Genomic DNA, 20,860 nt, shown 5'->3' with positions numbered 1-20,860 from the left:
GTTCTGAGAGGACCGCTATGCGAAGAGAAATCCGGAAACTGCTTGTTGTGGCCGCGCACGGCGACGATGAGACGCTTGGCGCCGGCGGGACCATCGCGCGGCTGGCAGACGACGGCGTGCTCGTCGGCCTGTGCGTGCTCACCAACGACGACGGCTCGCGGTCGGTGTCCGGCTCCGGGGTGACCAACCGAGTCGCCGCCATCGAGTCCGCGGCGTCGGTTCTGGGCATCAAGCGGGTACGGGTGCACGGCTTCGGGGACAACCGGCTCGACACCATCGGGCAGCTGGAGCTCAACCGCGTCGTGGAGCGCGAGGTGCGGGACTTCGAGCCCGACACGCTGTTCACCACCAGCCTCGCCGACCTGAGCCTGGACCACCAGCTGGTCAGCCGGGCGGCCAGGATCGCCGGCCGCCCCGGCCGGGGCAGCGTGCGCGAGATCCGTTGCTTCGAGATCCGCTCCGCCACCGACACCGGCGAGGCGTCCGGCACGCCCAGCGGCTTCCGCCCCAACTGCTGGGAGGTGCTGGAGGAAAGTCACCTCGACCGCAAGCTGGAGGCGCTGCGGGCGTACGGCCAGGAGGTCGATCCCTGGCCGAACCCGCGCAGCGAACGCGGCGTACGGGCGCTGGCCGAATACCGCGGCTCGCAGATCGCGGCGGGACTCGCGGAGGCGTTCGAACTGGTCCGTGTGGTGCACTGACACACCTGGGTCCTGCGGTGGCCGTCGCCGTAGGGGGAGTGGGCGCCGGTCCCCGGCACGCGATTCGTCGCGCGCCGCCCCGCTGCCCGCCCGGCGTCGGATGCGTGCTCTCGGCATGCCGGGCCCTGAGCCTCGTACGGGATGTGCTTGGGGCAGGGCCCGGTGCGGTGAGTGGGAGTCCCCCTGCTCGAAGAGCTCGGGGGAGCGTGCATGGCGTCGCGAGGCAGACGGGAGTTTGACAACGGGGCCCAACGGTAGGTGGTCAGGTCGGAGAGTAGAGGTTCAGGGCCTGGCCGGTGGTGACCGCTTCGATCAGGTTCTGGAATCGGGCCGGTGGGGGCGTGTCGGACCATGCCTGCCACCAGTGTCGCAGCGCGAGCCAAGGGGTCGGCCGGCCGCGGACGGCACGGATCGTCTTCGGCCGGCTCGGTGGCGGGGGTTGACCGGGGTTTTCGGATCCCCCTCTCCTGCCGGGCCTGCCGCCCGGGTGTTGCCGGTGGCTCAGGCGTTGGCTGTGGTGGTGGCGTCCGGGTGGACCATGCCTACCGGCAGAAGGTGAACGCGCAGCGGACCAGGGTCTGGTGACTGGGGGTGCCCCCAGCCGAAAGCCGGGGGAGGATCGCGGTGTCGGAACGGACCTGGAAGTCGGCCCACCCCGGTTCGTCCTTGACCTGCCTGTAGCTCTGCTCGATCCAGTTGCGGACGCCGTAGATTCGCACCGGTCCGGCCAGACCGGCGGGTGGATGCGGGCTGTCGGCCGTACGTGGTTCGCCGGGGCGGACAGGTGGGTGGCCAGGTACCAGGTGGTCTTGTCCGGCAGGGTGGCCGGGGCGGTGGTGGCCACCACCAGCCGGTCCAGCCGTCCGGGCCCCGGACGCCGAGCACGGCGTCGGCGGCCCACCAGGTGGCGGTGTGCCCGTCGCGGAACGTGCGCCGCACCGCGGTCCAGTCGCCGGGATCGGACGGGCCGTGCCAGGCCGGCGTCCGGGCCGCTGATCCCGGTGCTGGAGCGCGTCCGTGTGCCGCGCCCGACCGGCGGGCGTCCTCGCAATCGGCCGGACCACCTCAGCGGCGACAAGGCGTACAGCTCCCGCCGCAACCACCGCCATCTGCGACGTCGGCAGATCAAGCACACCATCCCCGAGCGCCGCGACCAGCGGGCCCATCGGCAAAAGCGCGGCAGCAAGGGCGGTCGGCCCGCCGCCTTCGACCGATCCCGGTATGCCAGCAGGAACGAGATCGAGCGAACGATCAACGCCCTCAAAGGCTTCCGTGCCGTGGCCACTCGATTCGACAAACGGGCTTATGTCTTCCACGGCACGGTGACCGTCACCGCGATCCGGCTGTGGCTCCGCTCCTGAGCCCTTCCCGCTTACTTCCGATTCACCCTGGCCTACCGCAGGACGGGGCAGTTGGCGGATGTGTACTCGTCCGCGATGTTGAACACGCTGGCGCAGTGTGGGCATCCGGCCTTGCCGAAGAGGTGGGCGATTCCGTCGGCGAGGGCCTCGTGCCCGTCACGGACGGCAGTCTCGTGCATCCACCGGCCGGTGCCGGAGAGTTCCTCAAAGGACGCCGGCCGCAGGCCGCGACGGTCCACGTCGCCCAGGTGCCAGTCCCGGATCGCTGAATAGCGCCCGTGGTCCCCGATGGCGATCGTCACTTCCACGGCGCAGTGGGGGCAGGCCAGATGGTAGAAGTCGTCCGCGAAGTCCCCCAGGACGGCACTCCAGTGGTACTCCTTCTTGGCCGCGAGCGAATCGAGGAAGGTCGCGAGGTAGTTGACCGGCCGCGATTGCAGGTGCCGGTCCAACAGCTTGCGGAACTCCGCGATCGCGTCGGCGCAGTCCGCCAGCAGATCGTCGCAGCCGTGGTGTCCTGCCGCGCGTCGCAAAATCGCTCCGGCCAGTCCACGCGCCCGTGCGCTCCTCGAGGCGAGACGCACCAGGCGCGGCAGGGCGGCAAAGCTGACGGGGAAGACGAGGCCGTGTTCGAGGACCAGCCGGTACCCCAGCTCCTCCCATGCTTCGGCGTTGTCCTCGAACTCCACCCGTTCCAGAAGCGCGGGGACGCGATCGGTATCCCCGTAGCAGTCGTGCATCTGAGTCCAGTTCACCACCTGGGCATTATGAGGTCATCTCATGTGGTTCGGTAGGCTGTCGGCCGTGGCAGGGCTCGTTGAGCGGCTGGTGCCGGACGAGTTGTGGAAGCTGTGCCAGCGCGTGGTGCCGGAGGCACCCTCACGCCCTCAGGGCGGCGGCCGACGCCGGCACGGCGACCGCGAGGTGCTGGCCGCGATCGTGTTCGTCGCGACCTCCGGCTGCACGTGGCGGCAGCTGCCCGCCGCCTCGTTCGGGCCGTCCGGCGCCACGGCGCACCGCCGGTTCACCGAGTGGACCAAGGCCCGGGTCTGGGCCAAACTGCACCGCCTGGTCCTGGACGAGCCCGGCTCCCTCGGCGAGCTGGACCGGTCGCGGTGCGCGATCGACTCGGTGCACATGCGGGCCCTGAAAAAGGGGGACCTGACGGGTCCGAATCCTGTCGACCGGGGCACGTACGGCTCGAAGATCCATCTGATCACCGAGCGGACCGGTCTGCCCCTGTCCGCCGGCATCTCCGGCGCCAACGTCCACGACGGCCGGCCCTGATCCCCTGGTCAAGGGCATCCCGCCCATCCGCTCCCGCCGGGGTCCCCGGCGGCGCGGGCCCGGCAAGCTCCACGCCGACAAGGGATACGACTACGCTCACCTGCGGCGATGGCTGTCCCGGCGGGGCATCCGGCACCGCATCGCCCGCAAGGGCGTCGAGACCTCGAGGCGGCTCGGACGGCACCGCTGGACCATCGAACGCACGACGGCCTGGCTCGCCGGCTGCCGCCGCCTCCACCGCCGCTACGAGCGCAAGGCCGAGCACTTCCTGGCCCTCACGAGCATCGCCTGCACCCTCATCTGCTACCGCAGACTCACCACATGAGATGACTTCTTACTCGGACTCCGGGTGCGTCGTGGTACACGAGACCGGGGAAGCCTTCACGATCAAGCAGCTCCGTAGACGCGCGTACCGGCTCATGGAAGTCCTTGGCCTCCGCCGAATACGCCTGTACGACGCTCGCTCGTCCTGTCTCACCTATCTCGCCGACAACGGCGTGCCGGATCACATCCTCGCCCGATGGGCCGGGCACACGAACGTCAGGACCACGAAGAAGTGGTACGTGAAGCCGGACGTGGAGGACCTCCGCGGAGCCGCGACCACGTGGGACGGCCTTCACGGTTCTGAGGCGGAGAAGCAAGCGTGAGCCAGGAAGCCCGGCGAGGGGCGCACGGGGATCCCGTGCGAGGGCTGTTCACGGCCGGGCGAGCCTGCCGACACCTCCATGACGGGTGAACCCGGTGTGGGGAGGTCAGCCAGAGCCGGGTCCTGCTTCCATGCAGTCGCCAGGACAAGCGGAAGCCTGCCTGGAGGGTTTGTCAGTGCCCTGCGGCAGAGTGCCGTGCGTGATCGATGATGTGGACAGTGTCGACTGGGCGTCGATGGGGCATGCGTACGGGCTGGCCGTGGACGTTCCGGTGTGGCTCCGGGCGGTGGCCTCACCCGATCCCGGGATCCGGGAGAGGGCGCTCGGCGATTTCTACGGTGCGGTCCACCACCAGGGCGACGTATACGCGTGCACGGCGGCGAGTCTGCCGTTCCTCTTCGCGCTGGCCGACGATCCCGCGACCCCCGATCGTGCCTCGGTCGTCGAGCTGCTGGTGAGCATCGGACGTGAATCCGTGGTCCGCGATGACGGCGGCGTCCGCACCGCCCCGGACGGCACCATCTCGACGGCCGACCGACTGCTGCCGCGCATGCAGAACGACGGGTTCGACCTGCCGCCGCTGCCGGACTGAGCGCCCGGCCGGGCGGCGCGTCATCCCCTTCCCCGTATGAAGGTGGGGAGAAGAAGTCGTCTCCGAGTCAACCCTTCTGCCGCTCCACGAGATCCCTGAAGTGTTCCAGGTCGTCCCGGACCGTCCGCTCGACCGCGTGGACCTGGGCCATTCCCTTCGGACCGCCGAAGGTGTCCTGGATGCCCTGCGGGTCGTACTCCATCCGGATCTGCACCTGGCTGTGGTCCCTGTCCAGGGACCTGACCGAGAGGGTGCCCTGCAGCTCCGGGCTGCCCTGCGTCTGCCAGGTGATGGTCTGTTCGTCGGAGCGGTCGGAGAGGACGGCCTCGAGCGCCTGCTCACCACGGCCGGTCCGGACATCGAGACGAGCGCGGTCACCGCCGCGTGCAGAAGCGCGCTGCACCCCGTCCATGAACGACGAGTACTCCTCGACGCGGTGCAACTGGTCCCACACCTTCTGTGCCGGGGCGCTGATGTCGATGTGCTCCTGGAGCCTGCTCATCGCGGACCTCGCCTCCTGGCCCGGCCACCCGGGCCCATGGTCCCTTCCAGGTTGCGCCGTGAGTCGGCCACCTGGCAACCAGACCGGGAAGCGCCCTGCCGATCACGAGCACGGCCGGCCCGTCAGCTCCTCGGCGTGCTCGGCCTTCGGGCAGGGCTGATTCAAAGTCGTGGTGATCACGCTGCGGCGCTGGTCGGGTCTGTGTAGCGAACGGTGGAACTCGGTCGGATTTCTTCAGCGTCGTCCGGCGGTGAGCCGGCCGTCGAAGGTGATGTCGAATGCCTGGAGCGCGGCCTTCCAGCGCATGGTCCAGCGCTTGCGTCCGGTGCCGGTCGGGTCCAGGCTCATGACGGCCAGGTAGACGCACTTGAGGGCGGCCTGGTCGGTGGGGAAGTGTCCCCGGGCCCTCACGGCCTTGCGGATCCGCGCGTTGATGCTCTCGATCGCGTCGGTGGTGCACACGATCTTGCGGATCTCCACGTCGAACTGGAGAAAGGGCACGAACTCTCCCCCCAGACTTCGTCCGGGGGCACCCCACCCAGGCCGCCTCCCAGAGCCGGACGATCGCCGGATACTTCCCGCCCCAGGCGTCGGTGAACTCCACGCACCGCTCCAGGGCGACCTCCTCGGTCGGCGCGGTGCAGCCGGGCCTGAGCGCCTTCGCGATCTTCTCCCAGTCCTGCCGGGCCGCGTAACGGAAGCTGTTCCTCAGCAGGTGAACGACGCAGGTCTGGACGATCGTCGCAGGCCAGACGGTGTTCACGGCGTCCGGGAGACCACTCAGGCCGTCACAGACCAGCATCAGGACATCGGCCGCGCCGCGATTCTTGATCTCGGTCAGGACCTGAAGCCAGTACTTCGCGCCTTCACCGCCGTCGCCGATCCACAGGCCCAGGATGCCCCGGTGCCCCTCGGCGGTGACCGCCACCGCCATGCAGACAGGCCGGTTGGCGACGTGCCCGTCCCTGACCTTCACGTTCACGCAGTCGATGAAGACCACGGGGTAGACGCTGTCCAGCGGACGGTTCTGCCATTCCGTCATGCCGGCCATCACGCTGTCGGTGATCGTGGAGATCGTGGACTTGGAGACCTCCGCGCCGTACACCTCGGCGAGATGTGCGGAGAGCTCCCCATGCGTCAGCCCTTTCGCCGACAGCGACAGGACCATCTCGTCCACCCCGCCCAGACGCCGCCGGCGCTTTTTGACCAGCTGCGGCTCGAACGACCCGGCCCGGTCCCGCGGCACCGCGATCTCGACCGGCCCCGACTCGGTGATCACCGTCTTGGACCGGTGCCCGTTGCGGTAGTTCTCCCGACCGCCCTCGGCCCGCTCGCCGGGCTCGTGCCCCAGATGATCAGTGAGCTCGCCCTCCAGGGCGGACTCCGGCACCCGCTTGGTCAACTGCTGCTGGGGGTTGCCCCCTCCGGGGACAGGCCGCCCTCGCCGGTGAGCTTCACCCCACCGGCCTGGGCCCGGGCCACCAACTCGGCGACCAGCCCGTCATCCACGGTGCCCGTCGCACCCACAGCGGCCTCCCCGGCCTCGATGTCACGCGTCACGTCAGTCATCAACTGTCGCTTCCAGCTCGGGAGTCACACCGCTCACCGTACAGACCCTGATCTCCTGTGCGTGACGGGGCCGGTGCGGCCGCCACACAAGGTGGGGAGTCTTCACGACCGCGCGGTGCCGCAGTCCACAGGGAGGCACGACCCGGTAGCGTGTGCTCGTCGACGAGGTGGGGGATCGGAGCACGAGATGATGTCCGGGAAGCGCTAATGAGCGTGGCGGCGATCTTGGTTTCAGAGGAGATCCTCGCCTCGGGGGAGGCATCCGTCAGGGCCGACCTGTGGCAACGGCCGGTCTCGGTCGATGTCGACAACGTGAGCTACGGTCCGGCGTTCCGGCACTACTGGCTGCTCACCCACATGTCCTCCCTGATCGCCAAGGAGGCGGCGCTCTCCGGCGTCACCCTCTTCTATAACCGGTACTTCTGGTTCGCGCGATTCACCCACCTGTTCTCCCTGTCCCACGGCACCGACGCGGGCCTTGAGCAACAGTTGTTCCAGATGTTGGAACAGGCCCCTGTTGAGGTGAACTGGGCGGTTGTCGAGGAGATTGACGTCCTGGCCCGGCAGTAGTACGCCAGCCCCGAAGAGATGTTCTTCATGTCTGATGCCCGGCTTGTCGCCGGTAGTGACCGGCTTGGGCCCGGCCCCGGTGGCGGCGTCGCCACCGGGACCAGCGGAGCCGGTGGGCCGTGTCGTGGGCGGGTCGGACGACAAGGGTCGTGAACAGTCGCTGAATCTTGTTGCAGGTGAGCGGGATGAGCCCGTCCGGCGCGGGGTGTCGGGCGTGTTCGCCGGCTCGGAAGACGGTGAGGAAGGCGTGGGCGGCGGTGACCAGGGTGGCGTGGTGGTGCCAGCCGTTCCAGGAACGGCCTTCGAAGTGGTCCAGGCCCAGGCCGTGCTTGAGTTCCCGGTAGTCGTGCTCGATCCGCCAGCGGATCTTGGCCAGGCGGACCAGGTCGGCGGTCGGGACGTCGTTGGGCAGGTTGGACAGCCAGAACCGGGTCGGCCTGCTGTCACCGGCGACCCACTCGGCCAGCAGCCACACCTCGGGCAGGACGCCGTCCCACTGGCCGTGCTCGGCGACCGCGGCGGCCTGAGCCGGCCGGCGCGAGCGCACCCCGGCCGGCCGGGCCCGCACCGTAAGGAAGCGGGAGGTCATCGGGGAGCGGGAGCCCTCCCGCCAGGTCACCTCGCGAAAGGCCGCCGGTCCGGCGTCGGCCGCGAGCTCCGCCACCGCCACGGGCGGCTGCCGGTAGCGGGGCTGGGGCTTGCGGCCGTTGCCGGACCGGGGCGGGGCGGGGCGGGGCGGCGGGGACCGCGCCATGCGGCTGGACGGCCACATCGCCACGGACGCCGACCACATACGCAGTCCCGCGCTCGGCCAGACCGTCCCGGAAGTCGGCGTTCTGACCGTAGCCGGCGTCGGCCACCACGACCGGCGGCACCAGTTGCCACCCGGCCAGTTCGTCCAGGGCCGGCCGCCGCTTCTCCCGGTGCCCGACGTCCCTGGGGACGCCGGCCCGGGGCCGCCGGCCGGCATCCTCCGCCCACTCCTGCGGCAGGAACAGCCGCCAGCTGGGCGGGCACGAGGCAGCGCCGGTGACCGCGTGCACGCTGACCGCGACCTGGCAGTTCGCCTGCTTGCCCGGCGCACCGCGGTACTGGTGCGCGACGGCGACCGACATCTTCCCGTCCCTGGGAAAGGGCACGTCGTCGACCGCCCAGGCATCCGGGCCGATCAGCGGCACCGTCCGCTCGGCGATCCGCCGCCGCACCGGCACCGGGTCCCACGGCGACCGGTTCACGAACTGCTGCAGGTTCTGCTCGTTGCCGTCCGGCAGTCGCTCCGCCATCGGCTGGATCGGCTTGCGCCGCCCGTCCGGCATCAGTCCCCGCAGGTAGCAGTCGCCCTTCGCCCGCTGGTCCCGTCGCAGCACCGAGGCGAAAACGTCCGCCACGAACCCGGCTAACTCCGCCCGCAAGCCCTCTACTTGCCGCATGTCCATCCGTCCACCGTGCCGCGGACGGATACAACCGGCAAATGACACCTAACGGAGTCCTGCTAGGACCTCGATCCTCATGTTCCCAGGATCGTCTACTGCGGCGCCGTATAGGCTTTCGGGTCCCGGTGCTGCCGGAATCGAGCCCGACCAGGTGGGCGGTGGAGGGCGCCGCCGACGATCTTTCTGTTCCGGACGGCTTCCCGTCTCGGACTCCGTCCTGGTCAGACAAGCGCGCTACCCGGCGACCCCCTCGCATTCGACCCGGAAGCGCATGGTGAACGGGTGCTCCGTCCCCAGAACATCTGTGCTGACGTCCACCACCGTCTGCATCAGCGCCCGCGCTTGCCCCCTGCGGCCGGCGGCACACAGGACCAGTGCCAGGTCGGCCTGGGCTCTGAGCGTGTACGGATGGGTGGCGCCCTGGTGTCGGCGCCGCACGGCGATCACCTCCCGGGCGACAGCGTCCGCCTCGGCCAGCTTGCCCACGGTGCGCAGAACCCCCAGCAGGAGGTGGTGTGCCGCCCAGCTGTCGCGGTGTCCGGAGCCGAGCACCCGGTCGATGTCCCCCAGAGCGGCGCGTACGACGGGCTCGGCCTCGTACGGCCGGGTGAGGGACAGGGCGCGACCCAGGCTGAGACGGGCGGTGAGTGCCGCGGGGTGGTTGGCGTCCAGCGCACGGAATGCGCGGTCGACGGCGGTGCGGGCGAGTTCGTAGGATGCTGCGCTCCGGCGCTGCTCGCCGATGTTGTCGGCCAGACGGGCCATCGTCGTCAGGGTGGCTGGATGGGCGGGGCCGAGGAGGCACGTCTGTCCCTGGAGGGCGTGTTGCAGCTGGACTTCGCCGCGGGTATGGCAGGCGAGCCCGTTCAGTGCGAGCGCATAGTCGGCGCGGGCCTGCAGGGTGTCTGGGTCCTCGGAGTCCGGTCCGGCGGGCGGACGGTCCAGGATCTGCCCGTAGAGGCGTATTGAGGTGATGAAATCACCATGCGTGAAAGAAAGTTGGGCCTTTCGGAAGTGGTCGTCCGGGGAAGGCGCGGTCATCGCGGTTGGTCCTCCACGCGTGATCGGGTACCGGGGTGGGTGCGGGGGCCCCCGTCGCGGCGGGGACAGCGGTCGGGGAATCGCCGTGCCGGGCGGACCGCCAGGGCCGGTGGTGGACAGCACTGGGACCCGACCCGACCGGGCAGCGACGGTAAGGGGCAGGGGCCCCCTTCAGGGCCCGCCCACGGTCGTGACCCGGAGCCCTGCGGGGGATCGCGCCCATCATCAGGGCACGCGGTCCTACAGTGGCCCTCCGCCCAGTCGTTCGAACTGCTGCTGGACGTTGCTGGAGAAGGCCTGTGGCTCGGCGCCGTAGCTCTGCCCCGCAGAACTCATGGCTACCGTGAGCACGCCTTTGAACGGCGCGCCGGGGGAGGTGCGCACCGGTGTGCACAGGAAGCTGAAGTGCTGCGGAGTCGGTGAGTCGAACGTCCTGAGCGATACCTGAGGCAACGTGGTGGTTCGGCCCGTGCTGAGCGCGTCGTCCATCGCGTTGAAGACGCCCACCGTCTCGAGGCCGGGCAGGGCCAGCCGGCCCGGGGTGAACTGGCGGATCATGCCGAAGGCATGGCCCTGCTTGCCGTTGGCGTAGCGCAGCATATGCTCGGGGCCCTCGGTGAGCATGATGGGGAACGGTGCCCCGTCGAACACCGCGAACAGTTCCTGCTGCTGGGCGAGCAGGCTGTCGCGCAGCCGGAATTCGGACAGCAGGGTCTCCGTGAGTTCGTGCATGCCCTGCTTCAGGTGGCGGTCCCAGGCGCGGGGCCGGAAGTCCGCGACGCACACGGTGCCGAGAATCATGCCGGTGTTGTCGCGCAGCGGAGTACCCAGGTAGGAACGCACGCCCAGGTCGTTGACCAAGGGGTTTCCCTTGAAGCGCGGGTAGTCGAAGACGTCGTCCAGGGCAAGCTGGGTCTGTTGGGCGACCACGTGGGGGCAGAAGCCGTAGTCGCCCGGTGCCTCGCGGGCGACGTTGGTCAGATCGAAGGGAATGGTGACGCCGTCGGCATCCGCGGTGTCCTCGGGGGAGGTGGGCACATACATGCCGCGGAACATCTGCCGTTCGTCGTTGACGAAGTTGACCATGGCCAACGGGGAGTGGGTGAAACTTGCCGCGAGTCGGGCAATGCGGTCAAACGTCGCTTCCGCCTCGACCGCATTAAGGCCGAGAATCCTCAGCCGCTGCGTCCTCTGCTCGGCGGCGAGGCGATCGTGTTCGGATGACAGGGATTCCATGAGATCCGATCAAAGCAGAGATCCGGCTCCGATGGGTCACCCCTTCACAGCACCTTCCCTGCCCCAGTCGCCACGTCAACCTCTCAGTGGCCGCCCGTACTTGATGCAGCGCACGACCACGGCAGCCCTTCGGAGCGGTCGGCAGGTGCCCAGTCTGAGATTCTGTCCACTTTTTTGGATGTTTGAACCAGCAGCGATCACTTCCCGTCATTCGCTGAACGCCGTGGAACCGAAATGATTTCGTACCTAACAATCATGCGATGGGCTTGTTTTCGACACCGCCGCGTCTCGGTCGACATGGCACACGACATCCGAACTGTCTTCGATCCTGGGGTGGTGCGGGCCCGTATGCCACCCCCTGTGCAAACCCCGGCTGAGCCGGCGGCGGGTGTGAGGCGCGCTCACATCGTCGGCCTGGACGCGCCGACGACCCCCAGTGGGGCGAGGGCCGCCCTGACCAGGCATGGTGGCACCACCGACAAGAACTCCCGTAGGTACGGCAGTGACGTTGGAGCAAGGTCAACTACGCCATAACGTACGGACAGTGGCGATCGCATGGAACGGAGTGCTCTCAATGAACAGGTCCGACGTGGACGCTCGGTCGGTGGCGGTGATCGGCATGGCCTGCCGACTTCCCGGTGCGTCAGGGCCCGACGAGCTGTGGGCTCTGCTGCGTGGGGGTGTGGACGCCACCAGCGAGACGCCCGCTGACCGGTACGACGTAGAGGCCCAGCAGGCATCCGGGCGGGAGCGAATAGCCGCCCGCCGCGCGGGCTATGTCGACGGCGTCGCCGAGTTCGACGCCGAGTTCTTCACCATGTCCTCCTCTGAGGCCACCGAACTCGACCCTCAACAAAGGCTGTTGTTGATGACGGCCTGGGACGCGCTGGAGGACGCCGGCCAGCGGCCCGACCTGCTGGCGGGCAGCCGGACCGGGGTCTTCGTCGGCAACTCCCGCGCCGACTACCTGGAACTCGCCCTCCGACGCGGCCAGGAGTCCATCACGGCCGCCCACCTGAACAACTTCCGTTCGCTGCTGCCCGCTCGCCTGTCCCACTTCTTCGACTTCCGTGGCCCCAGCGTCGTGGTGGACACGGCCTGCTCGTCGTCGCTGGTCGCCGTGCACCAGGCCGTGCAGAGCCTGCGGGCGGGGGAGAGCCCGCTGGCGCTGGCCGCCGGAGTGAGCATCCCGCTCCGCCCGGACGAGAGTCTCGTACTCAGCCATTCCGGCGGCCTGGCACATGACGGGCGAAGCAAGTTCGGCGACGCGGGCGCGGACGGGTACGCCCCCAGCGACGCGGTGGCGGTCCTGGTGCTCAAGCCGCTGGCCGACGCGGTGGCCGACGGCGACCGCATCCGTGCCGTCATCCGGGGCAGTGCCGTCGGCAACGACGGCCGCACCAGCGACACGGTCCTCAACCCGTCGCTGCAGGGGCAGGTCGACGTGCTCCGCTGGGCGTACGAGGACGCCGGGGTGGACCCCGCCGACGTCGACTACGTCGAGGCGCACGGCTCCGGCTCGCCCGCGCTCGACCCCCTGGAGCTCACCGCTCTCGGCCAGGTCCTCGGCGCGGGCCGCCCCGCGGACCGGCCGTTGCTGGTCGGCTCGGTCAAGACCAACATCGGGCACGCCGAGGCGGGCGGCGGCATGGCAGGTCTGATCAAGGCGGTGCTGTGTCTGGAGCACGGCCAGGTGCCGGCCAGCCTGCACCTGGACACCCCCCATCCGCGGGTCGACTGGGACGGGCTGCGGCTCGCCGTGCCACGCGTACTCACGCAACTGCCCGATCGTGACCGGGCGGCCGTCGCCGGGGTGGGCGGGCAGGGCTCCTCGGCCCTCAACGCCCACGTGGTGCTCCGGCAGGCACAACCCCCGGCCGCCCCTGCCGGCTTCGCCGAGGACGGCACCCCGTACCTGCTGGCGATCTCCGCCCACAGCCCCGCGGCCCTCGAGGCGCTGACCCGGTCCTATGCCGCCTGGCTGCGCCCCGGTGGCGCCGGGGCGCAGTACGCGCTGCGCGACATCTGCTACACCGCCCTCGCCCGACGTGGGCACCACGCGCACCGCACGGCCGTCCTCGGCCGCAGCCACGAGGAGCTGGCGGAGGCGCTGACCAGTGCCCCGCAGCTGGACGGCCGGCCCCTGTCCGCCGTCGCCGACCGTTATCGCAAGGGTGAGGACGCGGACTGGGCCGCCGTGTTCGGTGCACCCGGCCGACCTGTGCCGCTGCCCGCGTACCCGTGGCAGACCCGGCGCTACTGGCCCGGAGAGGAGCACGACGACGGCGTCGGCGACCTGGCGGACCGGGTGCTGCGCGAGCACGCGCGCACCGGCTTCGACGACACCTCTACCCTCGCCGACATCGGCATCGACTCGCTGGCGAAGCTGCGGATCGCGGTGGAGCTGGCCAAGCGATGCCGCCGGGAGGTCGATCCGGAGGGCTTCGGCCGGCTGCGCACGGTCGGCGATCTGCGGCAGTGGACGCGTCAGCTGCAGGCGGTCGACCGATGAGCGATCTGCGTACCGCCTACGACTGGTTCGCCCGTACGGCCGCGGCGCATCCGGGCGAGACGGCCCTGGAGGTCGCTGGGACACAACTGACCTATGGGCAGCTGCTGGACCTCGCGGAGCGGCTCGCCGCCCGTCTGGCCGGCACGGTCGGCGGCGCCCCGCGACGGGTGGGGCTGCTCGCGGCCCGTTCGGTGACCGCCTACGCCGGGTATCTCGCCATCCTGCGGGCCGGTGCCGCGGTCGTGCCGCTCAACCCCGACCACCCCGCCCCGCGCACGGCCCGGATCGCCGCGGCGGCCGGCCTCGACCTGGTCCTGGCTGAGAGCCCGGCTGGCTCGGTGGACCTAGGTGTGCCCGTGCAGGCGGCCGGGCCCGCCGAGCTGGCCACCCTCACCGCCGGGCCCGCACCCGATGCACCGCACCGCCGGGCAGGCCCGGACGACCTCGCGTACATCATCTTCACCTCCGGTTCGACCGGCGCCCCCAAGGGCGTGCCGATCCGGCACCGCAACGTCTGCGCCTACCTGGACCAGGTCGCCGGCCGGTACGGCATCGGGCCGGGCAGCCGTCTGTCGCAGAGCTTCGACCTGACCTTCGACGGTGCCTTCCACGACCTGTTCGTCACCTGGGCGGGCGGCGGCACGCTGGTCGTGCCCGAGCGTGAACAGTTGCTCTCCCCGGTGAACACCGTCAACAAGCTGCGTCTCACGCACTGGTTCTCGGTGCCCTCGCTGATCTCCTTCGCTTCCCGACTCGGCACGCTCGCACCGGGCAGCATGCCGACACTGCGGTGGAGCATCTTCGGCGGCGAGCCGCTCACCCTCGAGGCGGCCCGCGAGTGGCGCGAGGCCGCCGCGAACAGCTGCCTGGAGGTTCTCTACGGGCCCACGGAACTGACCATCTCCTGCACCGCGTACCGGTTCCCCGACGACATCACCGACTGGACGCCCACGCCCAACGGCACAGCTCCGATCGGGACCTGCTACCCGTCCCTGGACCTGCTGCTCCTCGACGAGGAAGGCCGGCCGGGCGACAGCGGCGAGCTCTGCGTGCGCGGGCCGCTGCGGTTCTCCGGATACCTGGATCCGGCTCACAACGAAGGCCGCTTCCTCTCCGACGACCTGCGGCCGGTCGGCGACGGCTCGCTCCCGGAGCGGTACTGGTACCGGACCGGGGACCGCGTCACCGTGCAGGACGGCCACCTGGTCCATCTGGGCCGTACCGACCACCAGGTCAAGATCCGCGGTCACCGGATCGAACTCGGGGAGATCGAGGCCGCGCTGCGGCAGCAGGCCGGGGTGCGTGACGCGATCGTCGTCACGGTGCCCGCCGCCGACGGCGAGCCGGAACTCCAGGCCGCCGTCAGCGGACCCGGCTGCGATCCCGACCGGCTGTACGTGGCTCTCGGCGACAGGCTGCCGCCGTACATGATGCCGCGCCGGATCGCCGCCCTGGACCGGCTGCCGCTCAACCCCAACGGCAAGATCGACCGCCGGGCCGTGCTCACCGAACTCGGCCACGCACGATGACCGCCTGCGTCCGCCGGTGCCCCGCTTCCCCTTCCCCTACTGGTCCACGTTCCTTGTGAGGCATCCGCATGTACGACGCCATCGTGGTGGGGGCGCGCTGCGCCGGCGCGTCCACCGCCCTGTTGCTGGCCCGCGCGGGGTACCGGGTACTCCTTGCCGACAAAGAGGCGCACGGCTCCGACACCCTCTCCACGCATCTGATCCACCAGCCCGGCGTCGCCGCGCTCGCCCGCTGGCGACTGCTGGACCAGGTCCGCGCCTCGGGATGCCCGCCCCTGACGCGCACGATCTACGAGGTCGCCGACATCCACATCGAGGGATGCGCCCGCGGCGTGGAAGGACACCGCGCGGGATTCGCTCCGCGGCGCCACGTCCTGGACGCCCTCCTGGTCGACGCGGCGGTCGCCGCGGGCGCCGAGTTCCGCGACCGCTGCCGGGTGACCGGCCTGCTGCGCGACGAGGCAGGACGTGTCGTCGGCGTCGAGGGCCGGCACGGCGGCCGAATCTTCACCGAACGTGCACGCCTGGTCGTCGGTGCGGACGGCATGCGCTCGACCGTCGCCCGCCTGGTGGCGGCGCCGTACACCATGCGGGACCCGCGACTGACGTGCGCCTACTACACGTACTGGAAGGATGTGCCGGCCGATCTGGAGTTGTACGAGCGGCCCGGCGGCTGGGTGGCCGCCGTGCCCACCAACGACGACGCGACCCTCGTCCTGGCTTACTTCCCGCAGTCCCGCTTCGAGGAGGTCCGCACCGACGCCCGCCTCGCCTACCAGGAGCAGATACGCGCCACCGCGCCCGCCCTGAACGAACGCCTGCGCGGCAAGGAGCCCGTGGAACGCCTGCGCGGCAGCGGCGACCAGCAGAACTTCTTCCGGCAGGCCACCGGCCGCGGCTGGGTCCTCGTCGGCGACGCCGGTCACCACAAGGACTCCATCACGGCCCGCGGTATCAGCGACGCCTTCTGGCAGGCGGAGAGCCTGGTGCGGGAACTGCAGGGAACACTCGGCGACGATCCGGCCCAACTGGACGCGGCACTCGCCCGGTTCGCCGAAGGTCGGGACAAACAGCTCGCACCGGGCTACGAAGCCACCCTGGGCGTCGCCCGACTGGAACCGCACGATCAGCGACTGTCCCTGCTGCGGGCCGTGCAGTCGGACCCCGAACTCACTTCGATCTACCTGGACATGGTGGCCGGAATCGCCTCCGCAGGCGCCCTCTACACCCCCAGACTGCTCGCCCTGCTGTGAGACCGTGCGCCGCCCCGTGACGGCCGGGGTGGCGCGAGGCTTTGTAACTCTAGTGAAAATCCTAAAAGTTGATCAAGCGTGGCGTGACGCTGTGCGACGCTCTTGATACCGTGCAGCTCGTGCGATGTTCGATCACAGTGTGCTACCAGGCCACTGCGCAGGACGGTCGGCGCTGCGCTCCCCAAGACACCGGTGTACCGCTGCTGCACGAGGAAACAGATGCCAGGCACCCGCGACCGGCGGCCACGTCACCGCTCGGCCCCTCGCAGAACTCTGCGACCCTCGTTCGTCGTACCGCTCCTCGTTCCCGCCGTCTGTCTGGGCGGACTGTGGGGATACACGGCGGCCGAGCTCATCGACGAGCAAATCCAACTGCACACCGACGCCGACCACATATCCGCCGTCCGCCCGGTCCAGGAGGTGCTGTCGCGGCTGCAGGACGAGCGCCGGCTCACCGCGATCTGGCAGGCCGACCGCACCGGCTCCGCCCGCGAGGACCTCGACGCGGCCCGCGGGAAGACCGACGCCGCCATCACCCGGTTCCGCCGTGGCACGTCCGCTCTGGACTCGGCGGACCTCCGCGCGAAGACCCGGGAGCTCGACGGCGCGCTGGAACCGCTGGCGGACCAGCGCGATGCCGTCGACGCACGGAAGCTGCCGGCCGCCGACACCCTCGCGTACTTCACCGACACCCTCTCCCAAGGGCTCTCCCTGCTCACCGCGGCTGTTCGCAGTGACGACGGGGAACTCGACCGCGGCGGCTCTGCCACCATCGCTCTGGCACGCGTCACGGAAATGCTCGCGCGTGAGGACGCCCTTCTTGCCGGTGCCCTGCCGGGCGGCCGGATGACCACCGCGGACCGCGCCCGCTTCTCCCAATACCTGGCCGCCCAGAACGCCGTCCGGGCGGGCCTGACCACCCAGGACCTTCCCGGAGACACGGCCACCACGTACGGGCACATCACCAAAAGCGCCCAGTGGAGCACCGTGCGTGCGGTCGAGCGGGCCGTCAGCGGAGGTCAGGGCGACTCCTTGCCGCGACAGGCCACGTCCTGGACGCCGGCAGCCGACGGCGTGGTCGGCGGCTTCCAGGAACTGGGCACCGACTCTTTGGACGCCCTGGCCGGTCACGCCACGGACCAGGCCGACGAGCTGATGCTGGCCACCCTCCTGGGAACGGCCGCCACGCTGGCGGCCCTGGCCGGCGGTGCCGTGCTGGCCCTGCGCGCCTGTCGTTCCACGGCCGACCGTCTCTCCGGGATCCGTTCCAGCACGCAACAGCTGGCGGCGACCGGGCTGCCCGACATCCTGGCCCGCACCGCGCGCGGTGAGCGGATGGACCTGGCCGTACTCGCCTCCCACCCCGACCCGACGCCCGACGAGTTCGGACAGCTCTCCGCGGCCATCGACCAACTGGTGCGGGTTGCCGCAGACTCCACGCTGCGGCAGTCCCAGGGGCGCGCAGGAACGGAGAAAGTCGTTGCCCAACTCATCCGCCGTGCCCAGATCCTGATTCACCGTCTGATCTCGCAGCTGGACGACCTCGAGCGCAAGCACGAGGACTCGGACCTGCTCAAGGATATCTTCCGGATCGACCACCTGGCCACCCGTGTGCGTCGGCACACGGAGAACCTGATGATCCTCAGCGGCGCCGCGCCCAACCGCCGTATGATCCCGCCCGTCCCGGTCACCGACGTGATGCGCAGCGCCGTCTCGGAGACCGAGAAATACACCCGGGTCAGGGTGAAGAACACGCCGGCCGACCGGCGGCTGGCCATCAGCGGCAGGGCCGTCGCGGACGTGACGCACCTACTCGCGGAACTGATCGAGAACGGCACCAGCTTCTCCCCCCCGGACACCCAGGTGATCGTCAGCGCGCAGCGGGTGGGGAAGGGCCTGGCATTGCACGTCGAGGATCAGGGCCTCGGTATGCAACCGGACCAGCGTGACCGCGCGAACGACCTCCTCGCCCGCCCGCCCCAGGTCGACATGACGGCTCTGGGCGAGGATCCCCGCCTGGGACACTTCGTGGTGGCGCGGCTCGCCGAACGGCACGGCATCAAGGTCGTCCTGCGCGAGTCCGATTACGGCGGGACCATGGCCGTGGTGATCGTGCCCTCCGGCCTGCTGGAGGGTGTCTCCGCGCCCGTTCTCGACCAGCTCGAGTCGACCGTCGCTGCGGGGCGGACTCTTCAGGACCGGGCCGACGCACCACTGGCACCCCCCAACGACCCGACCGTCGTGCACCAAGAGGCGCTGACGGGTGCGGGTGGGATCCCCGTCGCGGCGGGCGACGTCATCACCCACACGCGACTGTCGGACAACAGCGGTTTTCCCGAGTACGGAGGTGCAGGCCTGTTGCCCCCAGCGTCGGACCATCCGGTACCACCGGCTTCCGACCCCGGCGAGTGGGTGCCCCACCCAGCGGGGACTTCCTCCCCCGCCCCGCGTGACCCCCGGGCGGAGCGACCGGCCACGCGCGCGGGACACCCCGCTGCCGGGACCGGGCAGTCGGATCTGCCGCGGCGCGACAAACAGCCCGGGCAGCCCGGGCCCGCGTCCGCCAGAGTCGATCCCGCCCCCTCCGGACATGCTCCCGTGAGGGACACGTCCCGTCCGCTGACCACACCGTCGGTCCTGCCGCAACGAGTCAAGGGAGTCAGCCTGGCGCAGCAGCTTCGCAAAGACGCGACGCAGGCCGACGACCGGTACGAGGCCGAGGAAACGATCTCCCCGGCCGCGTCGGCCCGCGCGATGAGTGCCATTCACCAAGGGCTCAAGCAGGCCTGGACTGCCCAGGACGACGAGTCGCCCGGTGCGCACGGGTAGCAGGACAACGCGGCAGGACCCACTGCCCACGAACCGTGAGGAACGTATTCTCAATGACTGAGCAGGTACACACCGGACCTCAACTGGACTGGCTCCTTGATGCCCTGGTGGACCGGATTCCGGAGATACGATGCGCCATTGTGCTCACCGGGGACGGCCTCCTGATCGGCAAGTCCAAGGACCTGCTCCGTGACGACGCCGAGCACCTGTCCGCCGTGGCCTCGGGTGTCCACAGCCTTGCCCGCGGCGCCGCACGCCACTTCCACAGCGGGTTGGTCCAGCAGACCGTCATTCAGATGGAGAAGGCGTTCCTCTTCGTCACGGCAGCGGGCAAAGGCGCACGGCTGGCGTCACTCGCCACGCAGGAAGTGGACGTCGGGATGATGGCCTACGAGATGGGCACACTCGTCAAGCAGGTGGGCCAGTACCTGTCGGCGGCACCTCGCGTGCCGTCGACATCGGAAGGCCCCTTCCGGGATGCGTGAACCGCGGTGGCGTGACGGCCCAGAGGCCGGGCGCTATTTACGGCCCTACGCCATCACCGGCGGCCGAACCCGCCACAGCCAGCACGCGTTCACACTGATCACGCTGGTCGTCGCGCGGTCCACGGAGGGATCCGAAGCCGGGCATCTGGAGCCGGAAGCGGCCCAGATCCTCGACCTCTGCCGGGACCGCGCCTTGGCCCTCGCCGAGATCGCCGCCTTCCTCGACCTGCCCGTGAGCGTGGTGAAGGTCCTGTGCGGTGACCTCCTCGAGGCCTCGCTGATCCTCGTTCAGTCACCACCCGGGCGGGAGAGCCAGCCGAGCGTGGAACTCATCGAAAGGGTGATGGATGGTATCCGTCGGCTCTGAGCCGGTCATGCCGACCGCACTGAAGATACTCATTGCGGGCGGATTCGGCGTGGGCAAAACAACCATGGTCGGCTCGGTGAGCGAGGTTCCTCCGCTGGAGACGGAGGAACGCATGACCGAGGCGAGTCTCGGCGTCGACGACCTGTCCGGTGTGGAGGGTAAGTCGTCGACGACGGTGGCGATGGACTTCGGCCGCATCACCATCGCACCCGACATGGTGCTCTACCTGTTCGGTACGCCCGGCCAGGACCGCTTCTGGTTCATGTGGGACGACCTGGCCATGGGAGCCCTCGGCGCGGTCGTCCTCGCCGACACACGGCGACTGGAATCCTCGTTCGCCTCCATCGACTTCTTCGAGGAGCGCGACATCCCGTTCGCCGTGGGCGTCAACTGCTTCCATGGGCAGCGCGACTGCACGGCCGAACAAGTGCGGTCGGCCCTGGCCCTGGATCCGACCACCCCGGTCGTCCTGTGCGACGTCCGGCACAGGGACTCCAGCAAGCAGGTTCTCCTCGCGGTCCTGCAGACGGCACGTGCCCGCGCCGCCGGCCGGACTCCGGTGAGCCCACTGACGAGATGATCACAGCCTGGGAGAGCGCCGTGGACGGCCGGGGCGTACGACGCCGGGCACTACTGGGCTCGCGTGGCCGAGCATGACGCGTTCCCTGCCAGACGACGGGAGCACATTCTCGCAGTCAGAGTGATATGGGCCCTCGACGCCGCGTGATCGGGGCGCTCGCCGTGAACGGCCTTCACGACCACACTTCTTCGTCTGCGGACCCGGCCGGCGCCCTCGCCGGCCGGGGCGCACACGTTCTCCCGTCCATGACCTGCCAACGGCCGGTGACGTTGCCCCACCACAACATCCTAGTAGGGCTTTGTTAGGTCCTGTGGTGGGGTTCGGGGGCAGGTGCGGGTTGGCCGCATATCGAGCAGGCGCCGGTCC

General features: G+C 70.0%; 16 protein-coding genes and 4 pseudogenes. 13 read left to right on the top strand and 7 right to left on the bottom strand.

Going from position 1 to position 20,860, the window contains the following annotated elements; all coding sequences use genetic code 11:
- The first annotated feature begins 17 nt into the window (after positions 1-17).
- Positions 18-701 carry a PIG-L deacetylase family protein gene (locus JL475_RS32835; RefSeq protein ID WP_202281850.1) on the top strand — a complete coding sequence of 228 codons (684 nt, stop codon included), beginning with the start codon at positions 18-20 and terminating at the stop codon, positions 699-701.
- Positions 702-1,243: 542 nt separating this feature from the next.
- Here the strand turns inward: JL475_RS32835 and JL475_RS32830 are convergent.
- Complete coding sequence (locus JL475_RS32830; RefSeq protein ID WP_202281849.1) at positions 1,244-1,420, bottom strand: hypothetical protein; 177 nt, start codon at positions 1,418-1,420, stop codon at positions 1,244-1,246.
- 273 nt (positions 1,421-1,693) lie between these two features.
- On the opposite strand from JL475_RS32830, the pseudogene JL475_RS32825 reads away from it, so the two are divergent.
- Positions 1,694-2,062: pseudogene (locus JL475_RS32825) on the top strand (transposase); the annotation flags it as partial.
- A 32-nt stretch (positions 2,063-2,094) separates the two neighbouring features.
- On the opposite strand, the gene JL475_RS32820 reads toward JL475_RS32825, so the two are convergent.
- Positions 2,095-2,820 carry a hypothetical protein gene (locus JL475_RS32820; protein WP_202281848.1) on the bottom strand — a complete coding sequence of 242 codons (726 nt, stop codon included), beginning with the start codon at positions 2,818-2,820 and terminating at the stop codon, positions 2,095-2,097.
- Positions 2,821-2,842: 22 nt separating this feature from the next.
- Between JL475_RS32820 and JL475_RS32815 the strand changes: the two genes are divergently transcribed.
- The 3 genes and pseudogenes from JL475_RS32815 to JL475_RS40550 form a co-directional block, all read left to right on the top strand.
- A protein-coding gene (locus JL475_RS32815; protein ID WP_237408968.1) for an IS5 family transposase occupies positions 2,843-3,674 on the top strand; the annotation gives its coding sequence in 2 pieces (ribosomal slippage) (positions 2,843-3,345 and positions 3,344-3,674; 834 coding nt in all).
- Between the two features lies 1 nt (position 3,675).
- Positions 3,676-3,996: a tyrosine-type recombinase/integrase gene (locus JL475_RS32810; protein ID WP_202281846.1), complete on the top strand. Its 321-nt coding sequence runs from the start codon at positions 3,676-3,678 to the stop codon at positions 3,994-3,996.
- A gap of 199 nt (positions 3,997-4,195) precedes the next feature.
- A pseudogene (locus tag JL475_RS40550) lies at positions 4,196-4,462 on the top strand (HEAT repeat domain-containing protein); the annotation flags it as partial.
- Between the two features lie 193 nt (positions 4,463-4,655).
- Here the strand turns inward: JL475_RS40550 and JL475_RS32800 are convergent.
- Both JL475_RS32800 and JL475_RS32795 read right to left on the bottom strand, forming a co-directional pair.
- Positions 4,656-5,090: an SRPBCC family protein gene (locus tag JL475_RS32800; RefSeq protein WP_202281844.1), complete on the bottom strand. Its 435-nt coding sequence runs from the start codon at positions 5,088-5,090 to the stop codon at positions 4,656-4,658.
- A gap of 234 nt (positions 5,091-5,324) precedes the next feature.
- A pseudogene (locus JL475_RS32795) lies at positions 5,325-6,659 on the bottom strand (IS256 family transposase).
- Between the two features lie 213 nt (positions 6,660-6,872).
- Between JL475_RS32795 and JL475_RS32790 the strand changes: the two are divergent.
- A complete protein-coding gene (locus tag JL475_RS32790; protein ID WP_202281857.1) occupies positions 6,873-7,229 on the top strand; it encodes a hypothetical protein in 357 nt (118 codons plus the stop codon).
- Positions 7,230-7,376: 147 nt separating this feature from the next.
- Here JL475_RS32790 and JL475_RS32785 read toward each other — a convergent pair.
- The 3 genes and pseudogenes from JL475_RS32785 to JL475_RS32775 all read right to left on the bottom strand — a co-directional run.
- Positions 7,377-8,665 (bottom strand): annotated as a pseudogene (locus JL475_RS32785) (IS701 family transposase); the annotation flags it as partial.
- A 231-nt stretch (positions 8,666-8,896) separates the two neighbouring features.
- Entirely contained in the window at positions 8,897-9,703 is an 807-nt protein-coding gene (locus JL475_RS32780) for a tetratricopeptide repeat protein (protein WP_202281843.1), read from the bottom strand.
- Positions 9,704-9,943: 240 nt separating this feature from the next.
- On the bottom strand, positions 9,944-10,939 hold the full coding sequence (locus JL475_RS32775) for a GAF domain-containing protein (RefSeq protein ID WP_202281842.1): 996 nt from the start codon (positions 10,937-10,939) through the stop codon (positions 9,944-9,946).
- A gap of 574 nt (positions 10,940-11,513) precedes the next feature.
- Here JL475_RS32775 and JL475_RS32770 point away from each other — a divergent pair.
- From JL475_RS32770 to JL475_RS32740, 7 genes are all read left to right on the top strand, one after another.
- Positions 11,514-13,451: a polyketide synthase gene (locus tag JL475_RS32770; RefSeq protein ID WP_202281841.1), complete on the top strand. Its 1,938-nt coding sequence runs from the start codon at positions 11,514-11,516 to the stop codon at positions 13,449-13,451.
- Positions 13,448-14,980 carry an amino acid adenylation domain-containing protein gene (locus tag JL475_RS32765; protein WP_202281840.1) on the top strand — a complete coding sequence of 511 codons (1,533 nt, stop codon included), beginning with the start codon at positions 13,448-13,450 and terminating at the stop codon, positions 14,978-14,980. The genes JL475_RS32770 and JL475_RS32765 overlap by 4 nt, the downstream gene beginning before the upstream one ends.
- A 68-nt stretch (positions 14,981-15,048) precedes the next feature.
- Positions 15,049-16,233 carry an NAD(P)/FAD-dependent oxidoreductase gene (locus tag JL475_RS32760; protein ID WP_202281839.1) on the top strand — a complete coding sequence of 395 codons (1,185 nt, stop codon included), beginning with the start codon at positions 15,049-15,051 and terminating at the stop codon, positions 16,231-16,233.
- Between the two features lie 219 nt (positions 16,234-16,452).
- Positions 16,453-19,062, top strand: a complete 2,610-nt coding sequence (locus JL475_RS32755; protein WP_202281838.1) for a nitrate- and nitrite sensing domain-containing protein — start codon at positions 16,453-16,455, stop codon at positions 19,060-19,062.
- A gap of 53 nt (positions 19,063-19,115) precedes the next feature.
- The gene (locus tag JL475_RS32750; RefSeq protein ID WP_202281837.1) at positions 19,116-19,547 is read left to right on the top strand and encodes a roadblock/LC7 domain-containing protein; all 432 of its coding nucleotides are present in this window, start codon (positions 19,116-19,118) and stop codon (positions 19,545-19,547) included.
- On the top strand, positions 19,540-19,914 hold the full coding sequence (locus tag JL475_RS32745) for a DUF742 domain-containing protein (RefSeq protein ID WP_202281836.1): 375 nt from the start codon (positions 19,540-19,542) through the stop codon (positions 19,912-19,914). The genes JL475_RS32750 and JL475_RS32745 overlap by 8 nt, the downstream gene beginning before the upstream one ends.
- Positions 19,895-20,494, top strand: a complete 600-nt coding sequence (locus JL475_RS32740) for an ATP/GTP-binding protein (protein ID WP_202281835.1) — start codon at positions 19,895-19,897, stop codon at positions 20,492-20,494. The genes JL475_RS32745 and JL475_RS32740 overlap by 20 nt, the downstream gene beginning before the upstream one ends.
- The last annotated feature ends 366 nt before the right edge of the window (positions 20,495-20,860 follow it).

Origin of the sequence: Streptomyces sp. M2CJ-2 (genome assembly GCF_016757295.1) — a bacterium.
In the GTDB taxonomy this organism is placed as follows: domain Bacteria; phylum Actinomycetota; class Actinomycetes; order Streptomycetales; family Streptomycetaceae; genus Streptomyces.
The sequence above is the reverse complement of the archived record's forward strand: the minus strand, read 5'-3'. Positions and strand labels throughout refer to the sequence as shown.